General features: G+C 44.8%; 11 protein-coding genes. 4 read left to right on the forward strand and 7 right to left on the reverse strand.

Going from position 1 to position 15,757, the window contains the following annotated elements; genetic code table 11:
- Nucleotides 1–132: 132 nt before the first annotated feature.
- Complete coding sequence (cqsA, locus tag CAG58_RS00075; RefSeq protein WP_004396503.1) at nucleotides 133–1,314, forward strand: alpha-hydroxyketone-type quorum-sensing autoinducer synthase; 1,182 nt, start codon at nucleotides 133–135, stop codon at nucleotides 1,312–1,314.
- 179 nt (nucleotides 1,315–1,493) lie between these two features.
- On the opposite strand, the gene CAG58_RS00080 is transcribed toward cqsA, so the two are convergent.
- The 4 genes from CAG58_RS00080 to cra form a co-directional block, all read right to left on the reverse strand.
- Entirely contained in the window at nucleotides 1,494–3,542 is a 2,049-nt protein-coding gene (locus tag CAG58_RS00080) for an ATP-binding response regulator (RefSeq protein ID WP_154171116.1), read from the reverse strand.
- Nucleotides 3,543–3,595: 53 nt separating this feature from the next.
- Nucleotides 3,596–6,640, reverse strand: coding sequence for an AAA family ATPase (locus CAG58_RS00085; protein ID WP_161425380.1), 3,045 nt, complete (start codon nucleotides 6,638–6,640; stop codon nucleotides 3,596–3,598).
- Between the two features lie 3 nt (nucleotides 6,641–6,643).
- A complete protein-coding gene (locus CAG58_RS00090) occupies nucleotides 6,644–7,786 on the reverse strand; it encodes an exonuclease SbcCD subunit D (protein WP_161425381.1) in 1,143 nt (380 codons plus the stop codon).
- 74 nt (nucleotides 7,787–7,860) lie between these two features.
- On the reverse strand, nucleotides 7,861–8,841 hold the full coding sequence (cra, locus tag CAG58_RS00095) for a catabolite repressor/activator (protein ID WP_161425382.1): 981 nt from the start codon (nucleotides 8,839–8,841) through the stop codon (nucleotides 7,861–7,863).
- A 436-nt stretch (nucleotides 8,842–9,277) separates the two neighbouring features.
- Here cra and fruB point away from each other — a divergent pair, with 436 nt between their 5' ends.
- The 3 genes from fruB to fruA all read left to right on the forward strand — a co-directional run bounded on the left by fruB (nucleotide 9,278) and on the right by fruA (nucleotide 13,255).
- Nucleotides 9,278–10,426, forward strand: a complete 1,149-nt coding sequence (gene fruB / locus CAG58_RS00100; RefSeq protein ID WP_161425281.1) for a fused PTS fructose transporter subunit IIA/HPr protein — start codon at nucleotides 9,278–9,280, stop codon at nucleotides 10,424–10,426.
- 10 nt (nucleotides 10,427–10,436) lie between these two features.
- Nucleotides 10,437–11,363 carry a 1-phosphofructokinase gene (gene pfkB / locus CAG58_RS00105; protein WP_161425280.1) on the forward strand — a complete coding sequence of 309 codons (927 nt, stop codon included), beginning with the start codon at nucleotides 10,437–10,439 and terminating at the stop codon, nucleotides 11,361–11,363.
- A gap of 152 nt (nucleotides 11,364–11,515) precedes the next feature.
- The gene (gene fruA / locus CAG58_RS00110) at nucleotides 11,516–13,255 is read left to right on the forward strand and encodes a PTS fructose transporter subunit IIBC (protein WP_161425279.1); all 1,740 of its coding nucleotides are present in this window, start codon (nucleotides 11,516–11,518) and stop codon (nucleotides 13,253–13,255) included.
- Between the two features lie 109 nt (nucleotides 13,256–13,364).
- Here fruA and CAG58_RS00115 read toward each other — a convergent pair whose 3' ends face one another.
- From CAG58_RS00115 to nrdG, 3 genes are all read right to left on the reverse strand, one after another.
- Nucleotides 13,365–13,985, reverse strand: coding sequence for an ATP-dependent zinc protease family protein (locus CAG58_RS00115; RefSeq protein ID WP_161425278.1), 621 nt, complete (start codon nucleotides 13,983–13,985; stop codon nucleotides 13,365–13,367).
- 23 nt (nucleotides 13,986–14,008) lie between these two features.
- Nucleotides 14,009–15,193: an amino acid aminotransferase gene (locus tag CAG58_RS00120; RefSeq protein WP_154171122.1), complete on the reverse strand. Its 1,185-nt coding sequence runs from the start codon at nucleotides 15,191–15,193 to the stop codon at nucleotides 14,009–14,011.
- Between the two features lie 75 nt (nucleotides 15,194–15,268).
- Nucleotides 15,269–15,736, reverse strand: coding sequence for an anaerobic ribonucleoside-triphosphate reductase-activating protein (nrdG, locus tag CAG58_RS00125; RefSeq protein ID WP_161429761.1), 468 nt, complete (start codon nucleotides 15,734–15,736; stop codon nucleotides 15,269–15,271).
- Nucleotides 15,737–15,757: the final 21 nt, after the last annotated feature.

Below are 15,757 nucleotides of genomic sequence, written 5' to 3' on the forward strand. Positions count from 1 at the left end.
ACATAATAAAGGCACTATAATTGAGTTTGCTAACACGAGCAAAATAATAATATTTCATTAATGACATTATTTTTTTATACGACAATATATCCTTTGTCAGCTGGCGCTTACTTTCAACAAAGGATATTAACCATGAAATATGGCACCTCAAAAAAACAACTACCTGAATTTATTCAACAACGATTAGATTTATTTATTAACGACCTTATTGATAGTAATAATAATGGCAAACATTTGGTTCTAGGCAAGCGTCCGAGCACTAATGATATTATTTTACAGAGTAATGATTACCTTAGTTTATCTCATCATCCGCTCATTAAGGCTCACTTAAAACAAGCCATCGATGATAGTACCGATAGTGTATTTATGTCGGCGATCTTTTTACAAGATGAGGCTGACAAACCTGATCTTGAGCAACAGCTTGCCCAATTTGCTCAATTTGATACGTGTCTACTTTCGCAGTCTGGCTGGAATGCGAATACCGCACTATTACAAACGATCTGCTCAGCCGATACCAACGTCTATATCGACTTTTTTGCTCATATGTCACTTTGGGAGGGAGCTCGCTATGCCAATGCTCATCTGCACCCTTTTATGCATAATCACTGTGATCATTTAGTGAAGCTCATTAAACGTCATGGACCCGGATTGATCGTGGTCGATTCTATCTATAGTACAATTGGTACTGTCGCCCCATTAGCAGATTTAGTTGCGATAGCTAAACAGTATGGTTGCGCTATTTTAGTTGATGAGTCCCATTCACTCGGAACTCATGGTCCTAAAGGTGCCGGTTTGCTCGCTGAACTTGGTTTATCATCACAGGTTGATTTTATGACGGTGAGTTTAGCGAAAAGCTTTGCTTATCGAGCTGGCGCTATCTGGGCGAATAACCATGTTGATCGTTGTTTACCTTTTGTCGGTTATCCCGCGATCTTTAGCTCGACAATTCTGCCTTATGAAGTCGCAGCGCTCAGTGCTACGTTATCGGTAATCCAATCGGCGGATGAAAGAAGAAAACAACTTTTTCGTCACAGTGAGCAGTTACGTCATGGCTTACTTGAACTTGGTTTTACGATTCGTAGTCAATCGCAAATTATTGCTTTAGAAACAGGCGATGAACGTAATACCGAAAATGTTCGTGATTTTCTAGAGAATAATGGCGTATTTGGCGCAGTCTTTTGTCGCCCTGCCACGGCAAAAAATAAAAACATTATTCGATTATCGTTAAACAGCTCACTAAAAGACTCTGACATTCAAAAAATTCTCTCAGTCTGTGAGTCTGCGATACACAATAAGCAACTCTATTTTAAATAATTAAAGATCGATTCAAGGAAAGAGAATTATACCAAAACAACTTGGAGTTGTAGGTAGGCAGCAAGTGAGTGCATATCCATGAGCATAGGCAGACTATGTGATTGGGGTGAACGAATGCAGCCAACACCGCTGCGGCTTAAAGGAGGAAGGATATAGGATACAGGAGGAAACCTTGTATCCTATAACCAATCGGCCACTTTATTTAATAATTTATCTTTATCAGCAGGTTTAACAATATAATCATTCATTCCAGCACGGTAGAGACGATTTATCGTTTCTGAGCTATTATCCCCTGTATAGCCAATAATAGGCGTTTTTCGGTATTCGGCCATTGAACTGCGGATGATATTCGTCGCCTGTAATCCATCAATAACTGGCATTTCAACATCCATTAAGATTAAATCCATAGTATGTTGTTTTAATATCTCTAAAGCTTGTTGACCATCATGAGCTTGATAAACATCATAACCCTGCTTTTCTAATAATATAGCAGAAAACGTTCGTAAAGAATCATTGTCATCGACTAATAAGATACTTCTTTGATAATTGACTTCTCGTTGTGGTATATTTCCCCTTTCAACCTCAAGCTCATCAATCGAAAATAATAGCTTCTCGATGGTTCCAATACTGTCTTTTAACAAATGACGTATTTCAATTGGATAAATTGTTAAGTAACGAGAGATATTAATAGGATAACGCTTAGATTGGTCATAAATATAACTAATTCTGGCTTCAGTAAAATGTAATTGACCTTCCAGTAAGCTCAATTTATCCCACTGTGTTTCAAATGGAGCTAAATCAATAAAAATAAGATCAAATTCAAATTCATACGCTTCTTTTTGCATCGCTTGACTGAGAGTGAGCATATGCAAAGTAAACCCTAAATAAAAAGCTTGTTCATTCAGATGCCGACTTAATAAACTCGGTTCACCAATCAATAAAATCGATTTAGATTTTAGTAGATCGTGTTTTATCTGTTTGATACGTTCGGATTCAACATCTGGAAACTGAAGGGTAAATTGGGTCCATTCACCGAAGACGGAATGGCAAATAATTTCACCGCCAAATGAATGCATAACTTTTCGACAAAAAGGCAGCCCTAACCCATAACTATTATGTTTACCAAAGGTATAGAAGTCCTTAAAAATTTCTTCGAGCTGTTCTGCTTCAATACCAATCCCATTATCTTTGACAGTAATCACATTCTGCTCATCGACTCGATTCAATTCGATGTTAATCGTAAACACTTCACTACTTTGATAATAAAAAGCATTTTTCAGTAAATTGTACAACGCAAACTTAAGTAAGGTATCGCTACCAAAAAAATCAAAATCTTGATTAACGGTTAATGAAACGGCTGCTCGATCGACGGCCCGTTTGTAGGCAAAAGAATGAATAGCATTTTCAACCACCGTAGCAGCGGATAATTTTCGAAAGGTCGACGTTGAGACACGATGCTGATCAATTGACGTTAACAATAAATCTATGGTTTCATTACCAGAATGAATCACCTCATCCGCATCATTTAATATTTCATGCAATTGCTGTAAATCTTGTTGATTAATAATATGAGTTGCTTGGCCTGAATGGGGGGAAGGAACTAGAGTACGCACCACATCAAGAGAAGACTTAAGCGCACTGAGTGGATTACGCATTTCGTGTGCAATTCCTGCACCAAACGATTTTGCTAATGATGCTTTGCTCTCGTGTGATACCTGATTGCGAAAGTAGAACAGATTACCGAATACATAAGTAAAGATAAAAATAGGTACATAAGTCCAAGAAATCATCTGACTAGGGGCGGCATCAACGACAACATAAACCGAGAAGTAAGCGAGTAATACGGAAATAATCGCTTGTGGCAACATCACCTTAGTTTCATGAACTAGCAGAATATGCAAGAAAATCGATGCCATAAAAGACATCGCCCAGACTGTCGACCAATCGTTCATCAACATCATAAAAGAGAAGAAAAAAGGTAAACAAAAGCCTATTGAAAGCAGATAGTAATACGGTAAATAGCGCTGTAATGCTTTGGGAAATGAGTGGCGAAAAGCAATTCCGGCAAACAATAGCGAGCAAAATCCCCGTAGCCAAAACGATTCATAGCCTTGGGGAAACAGGTAAGTCCATACATAATAGTAAATCGGAAAACCGATGAAGCCCATCCATCCAACTAACGTTAAGTTTGGTTCTGCGTATTGGTATATTTTTTTTACCGCATCCATATAAGTTATCGCTGCCTATGATCCATTGATCAATCCTCTATCCTATCTTTGAACTATACAACAAGTTTAATGCTACTGCCGAGGGTTGAGGTCACGATATCTAACCGTAAAGCAATTTGCTCTTTGAGCTCAGCAACGTGAGAAATAATACCAATGCACCGCCCCCCTTGCTGCAAATCAACTAAGGTTTGGATTGCCAAATCTAACGATTCAGGATCTAAGCTACCAAATCCTTCATCAATAAACAGAGTATCGAGGCGAATCCCACCGCTGTAGGCTTGCACTACATCGGATAAACCTAATGCCAATGCTAACGCCGCCATAAAAGATTCTCCGCCCGATAATGTCGCCACATCGCGCCATTTTCCGGTATAGCCATCTTCGACCATTAAATCGAGCCCTGAACCCGCATTACCTTTAGCGCGATCTTCTTTACGTTTTAACCAATAGCGTCCTTTACTCATTCTTTGCAAACGTTGTGAAGCCTGAATTAAGACATCATCCAGCAGCACGCCTAACACAAAGCGGTGTAAACTGACTTTAGCGCCCGTGCGTCCATTGGCTATATCACTTAATGTGCCGTAAATTTGATACTCTTTTTCAAGTTGCATATTGTTCTGATAAAGCGTAACCAACTTGTCGCTCACTTGGCGTAAACTGTCGTAACGTGAGCGAACTTCACTGAGCTGCTGCAAGCAAAGCGTAACATGGGCTTGTTGCTGTTCTACCGCGGCCTTGAGTTCGGTGAGGTTCGGCGGCGTTTGGTTATGCAACTCCTTAGCCAACGCATCCCACTGGCCTTTTTGCGTCGCGAGGCGCTGCTCAAACTGGCGAACTTTCTGTTCTATGGATAAGCGGGCCTCTTCTGCTAACTTGGCCTGCAGATAATCCTCTAGCGAGGAAAAAGCACTGTCGTTAAGCGCCGCTTGCCATTCCTGGGCTAAACGCTGCTCACTGTCCAACCAATGTTTCGCTTGCTGCTCGGCGCTGATTAAGCTTGCTTGAGCAGAAGATAAAGCCTGCTGAGCCGCGGCTAACTGGGTTCGAGCCTGTAATTCAGCTTGCTGCAACCCGGTGATCTGTTTTTTCACCCGTCCATAGGCTTCACGCACTTGAGCGGCATCCGTAAACTCACTAGCCACTTCAGCTTGTAAACTGGTGACTTTGGTTTGTGCTTCAATCTCTGCTTTACTGGCTTGCTCGACTTTATGTTGCTGCTGCTCAAGTTGTAATTGAGCTTGCTGCAGTGCAGCGGTGATCTGGCTCAGTTGATGCTCAAAGGTTTGCGGATTTAACAGCGTTAGACGCTCAATTTCAGCAGTTAATGCTTGATGTTGATGTTGCAATGCGGTTAATTCTGGCAATGCCTTGTGCTCGATTTGCTCCTCGATCTGCTTGAGCTGCTGCTGATAATGACTAAGATTGTTTTCAGCCTTTTGGTATTGTTTCAGTTGTTCGGTTTCATTCGCTTGATGATGTTGCTGAGCCTGACGAGCTTGCTGAACCTGATCTTTACTCACCACTTGACCAGAAAATTTTGCGATATGTGGATGATGCTCACTACCACAGACTGGACATGGATTACCTGGTGCGAGTTTCTGTGCCAATTCTGCGGCTTGATTACTGTGCCAATAAAATTCCAACTGATCGGCATGCTGGCTAGCCTGCAACGTTTGCTGCTGCGCCTGCTGATAAGCTTGCCCAGCTTGTTGATACGCTTGCTGTAACTGGTTGATTTGTTCAGTTAAAGATTGCTGCTTGACACGTAACTGAATATGCTCATTCAGTTGGCTACACTGTAGCTGTTTAGTTTCCAGACCGCTTCGTTGGCTAATCACCCGTTCTAATGCTTGCTGCTGCTCTTGGCGCTGCTGTTCTAAATCGGCAAGGTGCTTTTTCAACTGCTGATGCTGAGTCTGCGCCGCCTTCAACGCCGCTAACGCGTTAGTCTGCTGATGCCGTTGTTGCTCTAACTCAACCCATTTTTTACCCATACTTTCCAGTTGATACAACTGTTGGCTGAGCGCATCAATTTGCTGTGCGGCTTGATCTGCCTGCTGATAAGCTGCCGTTGCCACCGTCACTTGCTGCTGTGTTTGACTCACCGCTTGTTGATGCGTTTTTTGCGCTTGCTCAGCCAGCGTCAATTGCTGCCGTACATCAGATAATTGTTGATAAGGTAAGTCGAGCCGCGGCGCTTTTTGGTCTTGTTGCAATCTTACTTGCCACTCATCGATCTCAGCCTGTTGCGCGGTTAATTGTGCTTGCTCTAAAGCCAACTGCTCTTGCTGGCTAAATTTCGCTTGCAACTCTTGCCCCGCGTGCCATTGTTGCTTAAGAACATCAAGCTGCTGCTGCGCTTGTTGATGGCTTTGCTCGCTGTTTTTTAAGCTTGGCTCAACGCTGGTTAGTGCTTGCTGCAATTCCTCTTCACTGGCCATAGCAACAACATTCAACGCCCCTTTTATTTGCTGATCAAATTGCTCTTTTTGGCGACGAATCTCTGCCGCTCGCTCAAACAATTCCCGTTCAATTTGCGTATAAATATGGGTTTGAAATAGCTGACCAAAGATTTGTTCGCGCTCTTTTGAGTTGGCGACTAACAATTCACGAAATTTACCTTGCGGAATCACCATCACTTGACGAAATTGCTTTACATCTAAGCCAATTAATTCCACCACCGCAGAAGCAACACGCTTAGGGCTATGAGCCAGCAGCTTTTCTTCGTCATTAGCGAACCATTCGATTAAGCTCGCGGCATGAGATTTTTTAGTGGTGCCTTCACCGCGCTGTTTCGCCACCTGCTGATCCGGGCTGCGGATGATCTTAAACCGCCGATTATGCAGCTCAAACACAAACTCTATTTCCGTCAGAACAGAATCCGGCGCATAATCACAGCGCATTTGATCGCCAGAACGTTCGCTACCCGTAGTTTCGCCATACAAGGCATAACATATTGCATCGAGCAGCGAGCTTTTCCCTGCCCCTGTTGGGCCATTGATTAAAAAAAGCGGCGCATGACCAAAAGCGCTGAAATCGACCACTTGCTGGCTCGCAAACGGGCCAAAAGCTTGCAGAGTCAAAGTAATTGGACGCATAACTTAATTTGACTCCTGATTTTTCAGTGACTGAATGACTTGGCTAATCGCCTGTGTTTGCAATTCCGTTAACGGCTCTTGCTTGGCTTCAAGAAAAAAATCTCGAAACATATCCAGCTCACCACGCGCCAAACGAGCTCGACCCATTGGCTGCTCACTATCCATTAACATACCCGGTTTCTCTAAATGCAACACATTGGGATACACTTTGCGCAGCTTTTCCATCGGATCTAAAATGGCGTGCTTATCCATTAAACGTACCAGCAGATAATCATCCGCATGAGGGTCTTGCTGACCTTGAGCCAACAAGGTCTCTAATTCTCCTTCAATAACACGCATATCATGGGGCGCGGTGAGCGGGATCGGTTGTGCCGACACAAAACCCTCTTGATTCAATTCCACTAAAGTCATACCTTTTTTATGATATTGCTCAGAGAAGCTGTATTTCATCAGCGAGCCACTGTAACGAATATAATCTTGGCCTTTATATTGCTGCTGATGCAAATGCCCTAATGCAACATAATCAAAGGGTAAAAAGTGCTGGTGATTCACACAGTCAGCGCCGCCAATCGACAGCGGTCGCTCTGAATCTGAAGTACTTGCGCCATCGACAAAACAGTGACTAAGCAAGACATGACGCTGGGCAGGATTGAACGTATCAACGATCTGCTGACAAAGAAATTGATGCGCCTGATCATGAGTGCTGACCTTATTTTTAAACGCATCACGAACCTGCTCAGGATCGCTGTAAGGCATACCATAAAAAGCCACTTCCCCGGCTTGCTCTGAGCTAAGCACCACAGGCTGTAACATTTGCGTAAAGTCACTGATAATATGCAAGCCAGACGACTGCATATGTTGGGCGGCAAAACCTAAACGTTTCGCGCCATCATGATTGCCAGGAATCATGATCACTGGAGTATGTAATTGCTGACAAATGCGCGTTAATACTTCATCCAATAGCTCAATTGCGGCAGTCGGTGGTACTGAGCGGTCATAAATATCACCGGCGATCAACAACGCATCCACCGGATGAAGAGTGATATAATCGATAAGTTGGTTTAAGACCTGCCGTTGATCATCCAATAAAGAGACATTGTGAAAGTGGCGGCCTAAATGCCAATCGGAAGTGTGTAAAAACTTCATTGCCAGCCTATAAGCAAAGGTTATGTTAAGCCTATGATAACCTTAAGCCATGATAAGATCATTGCTTTCATCAATCAGCGGCGCACTTTCAACCGACGCGGGATCAGTTCAATACCATTAGCAAAACGTTTTGCCGACGCATTCAACGCTAATGCCATCGCACTATCGGCGATCAATTCAAACTGCTGAGGTAATGAATTAATTTTAATCGGTAAAAAGTCTAATAATCTATTATCACCAAAGGTCGCCAGCCTTAGTTTATCCATCAGTGCTGGATGCTCTAATAATACGTCTAATACCCCTTCTAATAAGGTATAAGACGTCACTACCACGGCATCGGGCATGTTATCTTGCTCATGCCACTGTGCGAACACTCGCCGCCCTTCCTCGCGATTAAAGTGCTCGCCATAAGCCAGCACCATTTGCTTATTCGCCTGCTTCAACGCCGATTCAAAACCCATTTGCCGCTCTTGAGAGATACTTAATTCAGGCAATGCGCCAATCAAACCAACGCACTTCACCTCATCGCTCAATACCGATTGGGTGAGTTCAAAGGCGGCACTAAAATCCTCACTGACCACGCAAGGGAAATATTCATCATCCAAAGGTCGGTCAATAGCAATCACCGGCGTGCCCGCTTGTTGAACCTGCCAATAAAATTCGCTGGCGTCCGCCAAGCTACTGGCAACAAATAAGGCATCAATCCGCCGAGAGACGAGAGCGTGGGCAACATTTTTCTCAATTTCTGCATCATCATCAGAGCAGCCAATTAATATTTGATAACCCGCTTGACGTGAATTGTGTTCAAGTAATTTGGCTAATTTGGCATAACTGGTGTTTTCTAAATCGGGAATAATCAAGCCAAACGAGCGACTATTGCCCGCTCTTAACGAAGATGCGGCTAAATCTGGGCGGTAATCATACTGCTCAACAATCGCGAGCACTTTTTGCTGAGTTTTTTGGCTAATGCGATATTTGGTCGCTTTGCCATTAATCACATAGCTGGCGGTTGTTTTTGAGACGCCTGCCAATTTGGCTATTTCATCTAGTGTCATATCCACTACTCGGGTTCTGTGCGTGGGATCATAGAAACAATTTTTTGATCCTTAATTGAGTTGAATTATAAGCTGAATCGATTCAGTATCAAAGCTGAAAGGATTCAGCAAAAGTTTAAATTGGTAGCTAAGTCGAGTTTTTTGGACTAAACCTAATGAAAGCGACTGATTAATAAACTATAGCGTTTGCTAAATTTTTTTAAACTTAAAGCTGAAACCATTCAGCTTAATCATAAATCACGATAATGCGACTCTATACCCAAACAACTTGGCGTTGCAGGTAGGTGGCAAGTGAGTGAGTCCCCATGAGCATAGATAGGCTCTATGATTGGGGTGAACGAACATAGCCCCCCCTGCAGCTTCAAGTAGGAAGGGGATAGTCAGAAAAAGCGACTCGCATTATCAACACAAGCCATTTCTGGCTAAGGGGCCAAACATGTTGCAACTCTCTACGCAAGATATTCGATTAGCGCAGACACCCTCGAATAAACAAGATGCCATTCGTGCTATCGCGGCAGACCTTACTGAAAAACAACTGGTCGAGTCAGGCTATGTTCAAGGTATGCTTAACCGCGAAGCGCAAAACTCCACCTTTTTAGGCAGCGGTATCGCCATTCCCCATGGCACGATTGAAACTCGCGAACTGGTTAAGCAGACTGGCGTCACCGTGCATCATTTTGCCAACGGCGTTGATTGGGGTGAAGGTAATATCGTCTATGTCGCGATTGGTATTGCAGCCAAATCCGATGAACATTTAGGCATATTAAAGCAACTGACCAAGGTGCTCTCTGCCGATGGCGTTGAGAATCAGCTCAAACAAGTACAACAAGCGAGTGATTTAGTCGCACTACTCAATGGCGAAGTGCAATTTGCCGCTGATTTTGATCCTGCTTTGATTCAACTGCACTTTCCTGCCAGTGACATGCTGCAAATGACCGCGGTGGCGGGTGGTTTACTGAAAAATACTGGCTGTACTGATAGTGCTTTTGTCGCCGATCTGGTCACCAAGTCCCCTACCCATTTAGGCAAAGGGTTATGGTTAATCAGCAGTAACCAAAGTGTGACGCGCAGCGCGATGTCATTTGTTTCTACCGCTAATCATTGTGAGTACCAAGGCATTGCTGTCAAAGCTTTGATCGCGATTGCCGCTTGTAATGATGCCCATCGCTCGTTTCTTAATATCATCACCCAGCTTGTATTCAACCAGCAGCAAGAGCAATTATTACAAGCGGATGCCCATCAATTGGTCGCGTTATTTTCTCAAGACAACGCCCAAGCTGCTTCTAGCCACCCAGAAAACAACGCGAATGTTGAAACCGCGATCTTTAAAATTACCAATTCACATGGTTTGCATGCTCGTCCCGGCGCCATGCTCGTGGCAGAAGCGAAGAAATTTCAAGCCAACATCAAGGTGGTCAATTTAGATGGTGATGGTAAAGCGGCCAACGCGAAAAGCTTAATGAAAGTTATCGCCCTAGGAGTGAAACACGGCCACCAACTGCAATTTAGCGCTGAAGGGCCAGATGCCGCCCTTGCCCTTGAATCGATTGGCGCAGCGATTAAATCCGGTCTTGGTGAGCATTAAGGGGCCGATGATGAGTATGAAAGTCGTTACCATTACCTTGAATCCAGCACTTGATCTCACTGGCAGCATGGAAAAAATGCATGTTGGTTCCGTGAGCTTAGTTCAACAAGGTTCATTACATGCGGCGGGTAAAGGGGTCAATGTAGCCAAAGTGCTCAGCGATCTTGGTGCTCAAGTCACGGTGACAGGATTTCTGGGTCAAGACAACCAAGAAATGTTTTGCCAACTCTTTGCTGAAATAGGCGCAAACGATCAGTTTATTCGTCTACCCGGTGCAACGCGGATTAATGTCAAATTAGTCGAACAATCCGGCCAAGTCAGTGACATCAATTTTCCCGGCATTCATGTCAATGAACAAGATATTCAACGATTCGAGCAGAGACTGTTCCAGCTCGCTGATGATCACGAGTACTTCATCATTGCAGGCAGTCTACCATCCGGTCTCTCCCCACAGCGCTGCGCCAGCTGGATTGAACAGTTGGGATTGCTGGGTAAAAAAGTGTTGTTTGACAGTAGCCGCGAGGCATTGATCGCCGGAGTCGATGCAAAGCCATGGTTAATTAAACCCAATGAAGAAGAACTGGCTCAGTTTGTTGGCCACCCTCTGCATAGCCCTGAAGCGTGTCAAGCCGCCGCTCAACAACTCGCCGATAAAGGTATCGCTAATATTGTGGTATCCATGGGGGCACAAGGCACGATGTGGCTTAATCAAGGCCAATGGCTACACGCCAAACCACCCAAAATGCCGGTCGTGAGCACGGTCGGTGCTGGCGATACCTTAGTGGCCGGTTTGTGTTGGGGGCATATGCAAAATATGGATAAATCGTCATTGATCACCTTTGCAACCGCGCTATCCGCTCTTGCGGTAACGCAGGTGGGCGTTGGCGTTCCTGACATCAACAAAGTCACAGCTCTACAAAACGATATCCAATTATAACCACACGACTTGACGAAAGCAGTCACCAACGACAGCGAGGTAACTGGGTAGAAACAATATACCGAGCTGTTAAAACCGCCATCGTCTTAAGTTACTAGGGTAAACCATTGATTAGTCTATGAACTAACCATTAACGACAAAAGGTCAACACTATGAATATTGCCATCATTACCGCATGCCCCAGCGGGGTTGCCAATAGCATTATCGCCGCCGGTTTATTAGAACAAGCAGCGAAATCACTGAACTGGAATGCCACTGTCGAGTGTCACTCTTCGATACTCGACACGACAACCTTAACCGAGGCCGATATTGCTCAAGCTGAAGTGGTGATCATTGCTGCTAATACGCCGGTCGATACCTCGCGTTTTGTCGGTAAAAAAGTCTACCAAAGTGAGATTTCAGCGTGCACCAGCGATCCGACTGCATACTTAACCACAGCCGTTGAACAAGCTACCGAGCTTAACGCCTCAGCCGTTACCACCACGACGCCAAGTTCATCAACTACATCAGCGGTAAAAAAAATCGTCGCTATCACTGCGTGTCCAACCGGTGTTGCTCATACCTTTATGGCAGCGGAAGCGCTGGAAGAAGAAGCCAAACGCCGCGGCCACAAAATCAAAGTCGAAACTCGTGGCTCGGTCGGTGCCAAAAATCAACTCACTGAGCAAGATATTGCCGAGGCCGATTTAGTGATTATTGCCGCCGATATTGAAGTGCCTCTTGAGCGCTTTAATGGTAAAGCGCTGTATCGCACCAAAACTGGCCCAGCACTGAAGAAAACGGCTGAAGAGATGGATAAAGCCTTGGTCCAAGCCACCACTTACCAACACTCAGGACCAAGTAGTGCATCGTCTAGTGACGAGAAAAAAGGCGTCTATAAACACCTGATGACTGGGGTTTCACATATGCTCCCGGTGGTCGTTGCTGGTGGCTTATTGATCGCCCTCTCTTTCGTGTTTGGTATTGAAGCTTTTAAAGAAGAAGGCACCCTTGCCGCCGCTTTGATGACCATTGGTGGTGGATCCGCCTTTGCATTGATGATCCCCGTACTGGCTGGTTATATTGCTTTTTCGATTGCCGACCGTCCTGGTCTGGCACCTGGTCTGATTGGTGGCATGCTCGCTAGCTCAACGGGCGCTGGCTTTTTAGGCGGCATAGCGGCCGGTTTCATCGCTGGTTATAGCGCAAAATGGATTGCTGACAACGTATCATTGCCTCAGTCAATGGAAGCGCTTAAGCCGATTTTAATCATTCCGTTTATCGCCAGCTTAGTCACCGGCTTGGTGATGATTTATATCGTTGGTGGCCCTGTTTCTGGGATCATGTCGGCGCTGACTGAGTTTTTAAATAGCATGGGATCAACCAATGCCGTATTATTAGGCATTATTCTTGGTGCGATGATGTGCTTTGACTTAGGCGGCCCAGTCAACAAAGCGGCGTATACTTTTGGTGTTGGTCTATTAGCGTCAAACACCTATGCGCCCATGGCTGCGATCATGGCGGCAGGGATGGTACCTGCATTAGGGATGGGCCTTGCCACGTTCTTAGCCAAAAATAAATTTGCCGCAAGTGAACGTGAAGCAGGCAAAGCCTCATTTGTACTGGGCTTGTGTTTTATCTCTGAAGGGGCAATTCCTTTTGCAGCCAAAGACCCCATGCGAGTTATCCCGGCATGTATGGTGGGCGGAGCATTAACCGGAGCACTATCCATGCTGTTTGGTGCACAACTCATGGCACCGCATGGTGGACTATTTGTCTTGTTGATCCCGAATGCCATCACGCCAGTATTGATGTATTTGGTCGCGATCGCTGCTGGTACTATAGTGACCGGTGTAGGCTATGCGTTTTTAAAATCACGCGCAGCGGCAAGTACACAAGCCGTTCAAGCTTAAACCTCTCAACCATGGTGCAAGCCATCAGGCTCTGCGCTCCTTGTTCAAAAAAGCAAAAAGTCAGCGATACGCTGACTTTTTTGTTTCATTACTTCTACCACTGTAGATGTTATTGATGCTTACCTTGGACATATTCACGACTTACATCAACCACCGCCACATCCCTAAAAAAGCTCCGCCCTAACAATATAGGAAAGGTGAGATGGGTTCGATTGGCTAAAGTGAATTGAGTATGATCTTTCATCTCTCCAAGTTGTACCCACATCATCACCACCGGACGACGCTGATAACTGTTATCGGACGATTGACGAATGCGTACCCAACGTTCAACAGGTAAATTGATCTCACCACTTTTTATTCCATCATGTTCAATACGAAACTTGACCCAATCTTCTCCATCCCGTTCAAAAGCTTCAACATCGACTGCACTAATCGAAGATGTGGTTGCTCCGGTATCGATGCGAGCCCGAAAGCTCTCTTCTATTGCCGGTACATAAACCCACTCTTTTTCACCAAAAATCACTTTACCATCGGATGTTTTGGTCGCCGCAGGCACCTCGGGCTCAACAATCTCTGGTGGTTCTACTTCCGGTTTTGCAGATTCCGTTTCTGGTTCGGGTTGCTCAATTTGGGCTGAGGTTTCAGTTTGCTCAGAAGAAGGAACCATCGCACAAGCGACTAACCCCCCACTAAGCAGCAACGTTAGAAGGATTTTCCATGGTTGTTTCATTCATTTACCTCATTCAACTACTGTTATGACACGCTAACGATCGCCTCTGCTACATAAGGGATGTCTTTCTCCGTTAGACCGGCGATATTAATTCGACCATCAGCCACCGCATAAATCGCGAACTGATCGCGTAAACGACCCATCTGTTCTGGACTAAAACCGAGCATAGTAAACATCCCTTTGTGGCTTTGGATAAAATCGAATTGTGACGTATTGTGTTGATTTCTCAACTCATTACACAAGGTTTGACGAAGGCTTAACAATCGTTGCTGCATTTCTGTCAATTCTTGCAGCCAAAGGTTGGTTAACTTTTCATCTTGTAATACGGTTTTCACCAAAGCCGCACCGTGATCAGGTGGCATGGTGTAAGTGGCTCGTGCTAGGGTCAACATTTTGCCTCGCGCATTGGCGACCTGCTGAGCGTTTTTACCTAATACGATTGCCGCTCCAGTCCGTTCACGATACAAACCAAAGTTTTTCGAGCACGAAGTAGTAATCAGCATCTCTTCTACCCGCTGCGCCATATAACGCACACCTTGAGCATCACCTTCAAGTGACTCACCAAAGCCTTGGTAAGCGATATCCACAAATGGAGTAAAACCTTGTTTAAGTGATAATTCCGTTATCGCCTGCCAGACGGAAAAATCAATATCCGCTCCTGTCGGGTTATGGCAACAGCCATGCAGTAACACCACATCTTTCGGTCCCGCTTGAGCCAGATCGCTCATCATTGCCTCAAGATCAACCATTTTGGTCTCCGGACTAAAATAAGCATAGTATTTTACTTTTAATCCTGCCGCTTCCATGACTGGTTTATGATTAATATAGCTTGGATTGGTTAACCACACCGTCGTATCGGGCTGAGCAACACGCATCAAATCCCCCAACATGCGCAATGCGCCACTGGCTCCGGGAGTCTGAATGGTGGTTAAACGGTCAGATAATGAGTGTTCATGACCCAAGACCAATTGCGTGATACTGTGGTTAAACTCTTCACAACCGGCAAGCCCAACGTAGGATTTAGTGGTTTGAGTCTGGATCACCTTTTGCTGAGCCAGTTGCACCGCCTGCATGATCGGTGTTTGGCCTTGACTATTTTTATAAACGCCAATCCCCAAATCGACCTTTTCAGGACGGGGATCTTGACGAAAAGCGACGGAGAGAGAAAGAATAGGATCTAATACTGGTTCAGATAAATGGTCTAGCATGAAAGTCACAACCCTTTGAAATTCAAGTAATGACTTTCAAGTAAACACCAGAAACCATAAAACCGAAAGTAATTTTTACAATTTACAACTATGTATCACCTGATTATGGCTACCCCGCCACGGTAAACTGGGATCCGCTTTATCTTGCTCAAACTTACCATCAATTAATACATCAATATGATCGAGTACTTGACGTTGTTGAGCGTTCAATTCTGATAAACGGTAACCCGTCCATAACCAAATATCTTTGCCCGGACATTCCTGATTAACTCGTTGCACCAAAGCTAAAATGGTAGGGACATTACTCGGATGCAAAGGGTCGCCACCGGACAGTGACAAACCCCGCTTAATAATGCGCTGGTCGTTGAGATCAGCAATGATCTGATCGGCCAACTGGTCAGTAAACGGCAAACCTGAAGTCAATGACCAAGTGCTTTGGTTATAACAACCTTTGCATTGATGTACACAGCCAGAGACAAACAAAGTGCAGCGTGTCCCCGGCCCGTTCACCACATCAACGGGATAATATTGATGATAATTCATAGCTCAGCCGCTGTTGATCTG

It is taken from the genome of Vibrio sp. V31_P5A7T61 (assembly GCF_009904895.1).
Taxonomy (GTDB): domain Bacteria; phylum Pseudomonadota; class Gammaproteobacteria; order Enterobacterales; family Vibrionaceae; genus Vibrio; species Vibrio metschnikovii.

Excerpts from the sequence above, each read along its gene's own strand:
- cqsA (WP_004396503.1), top strand. The coding sequence starts at position 133 with ATGAAATATGGCACCTCAAAAAAACAACTACCTGAATTTATTCAACAA.
- CAG58_RS00080 (WP_154171116.1), bottom strand. The coding sequence starts at position 3,542 with ATGGATGCGGTAAAAAAAATATACCAATACGCAGAACCAAACTTAACG.
- CAG58_RS00085 (WP_161425380.1), bottom strand. The coding sequence starts at position 6,640 with ATGCGTCCAATTACTTTGACTCTGCAAGCTTTTGGCCCGTTTGCGAGC.
- CAG58_RS00090 (WP_161425381.1), bottom strand. The coding sequence starts at position 7,786 with ATGAAGTTTTTACACACTTCCGATTGGCATTTAGGCCGCCACTTTCAC.
- cra (WP_161425382.1), bottom strand. The coding sequence starts at position 8,841 with ATGACACTAGATGAAATAGCCAAATTGGCAGGCGTCTCAAAAACAACC.
- fruB (WP_161425281.1), top strand. The coding sequence starts at position 9,278 with ATGTTGCAACTCTCTACGCAAGATATTCGATTAGCGCAGACACCCTCG.
- pfkB (WP_161425280.1), top strand. The coding sequence starts at position 10,437 with ATGAGTATGAAAGTCGTTACCATTACCTTGAATCCAGCACTTGATCTC.
- fruA (WP_161425279.1), top strand. The coding sequence starts at position 11,516 with ATGAATATTGCCATCATTACCGCATGCCCCAGCGGGGTTGCCAATAGC.
- CAG58_RS00115 (WP_161425278.1), bottom strand. The coding sequence starts at position 13,985 with ATGAAACAACCATGGAAAATCCTTCTAACGTTGCTGCTTAGTGGGGGG.
- CAG58_RS00120 (WP_154171122.1), bottom strand. The coding sequence starts at position 15,193 with ATGCTAGACCATTTATCTGAACCAGTATTAGATCCTATTCTTTCTCTC.
- nrdG (WP_161429761.1), bottom strand. The coding sequence starts at position 15,736 with ATGAATTATCATCAATATTATCCCGTTGATGTGGTGAACGGGCCGGGG.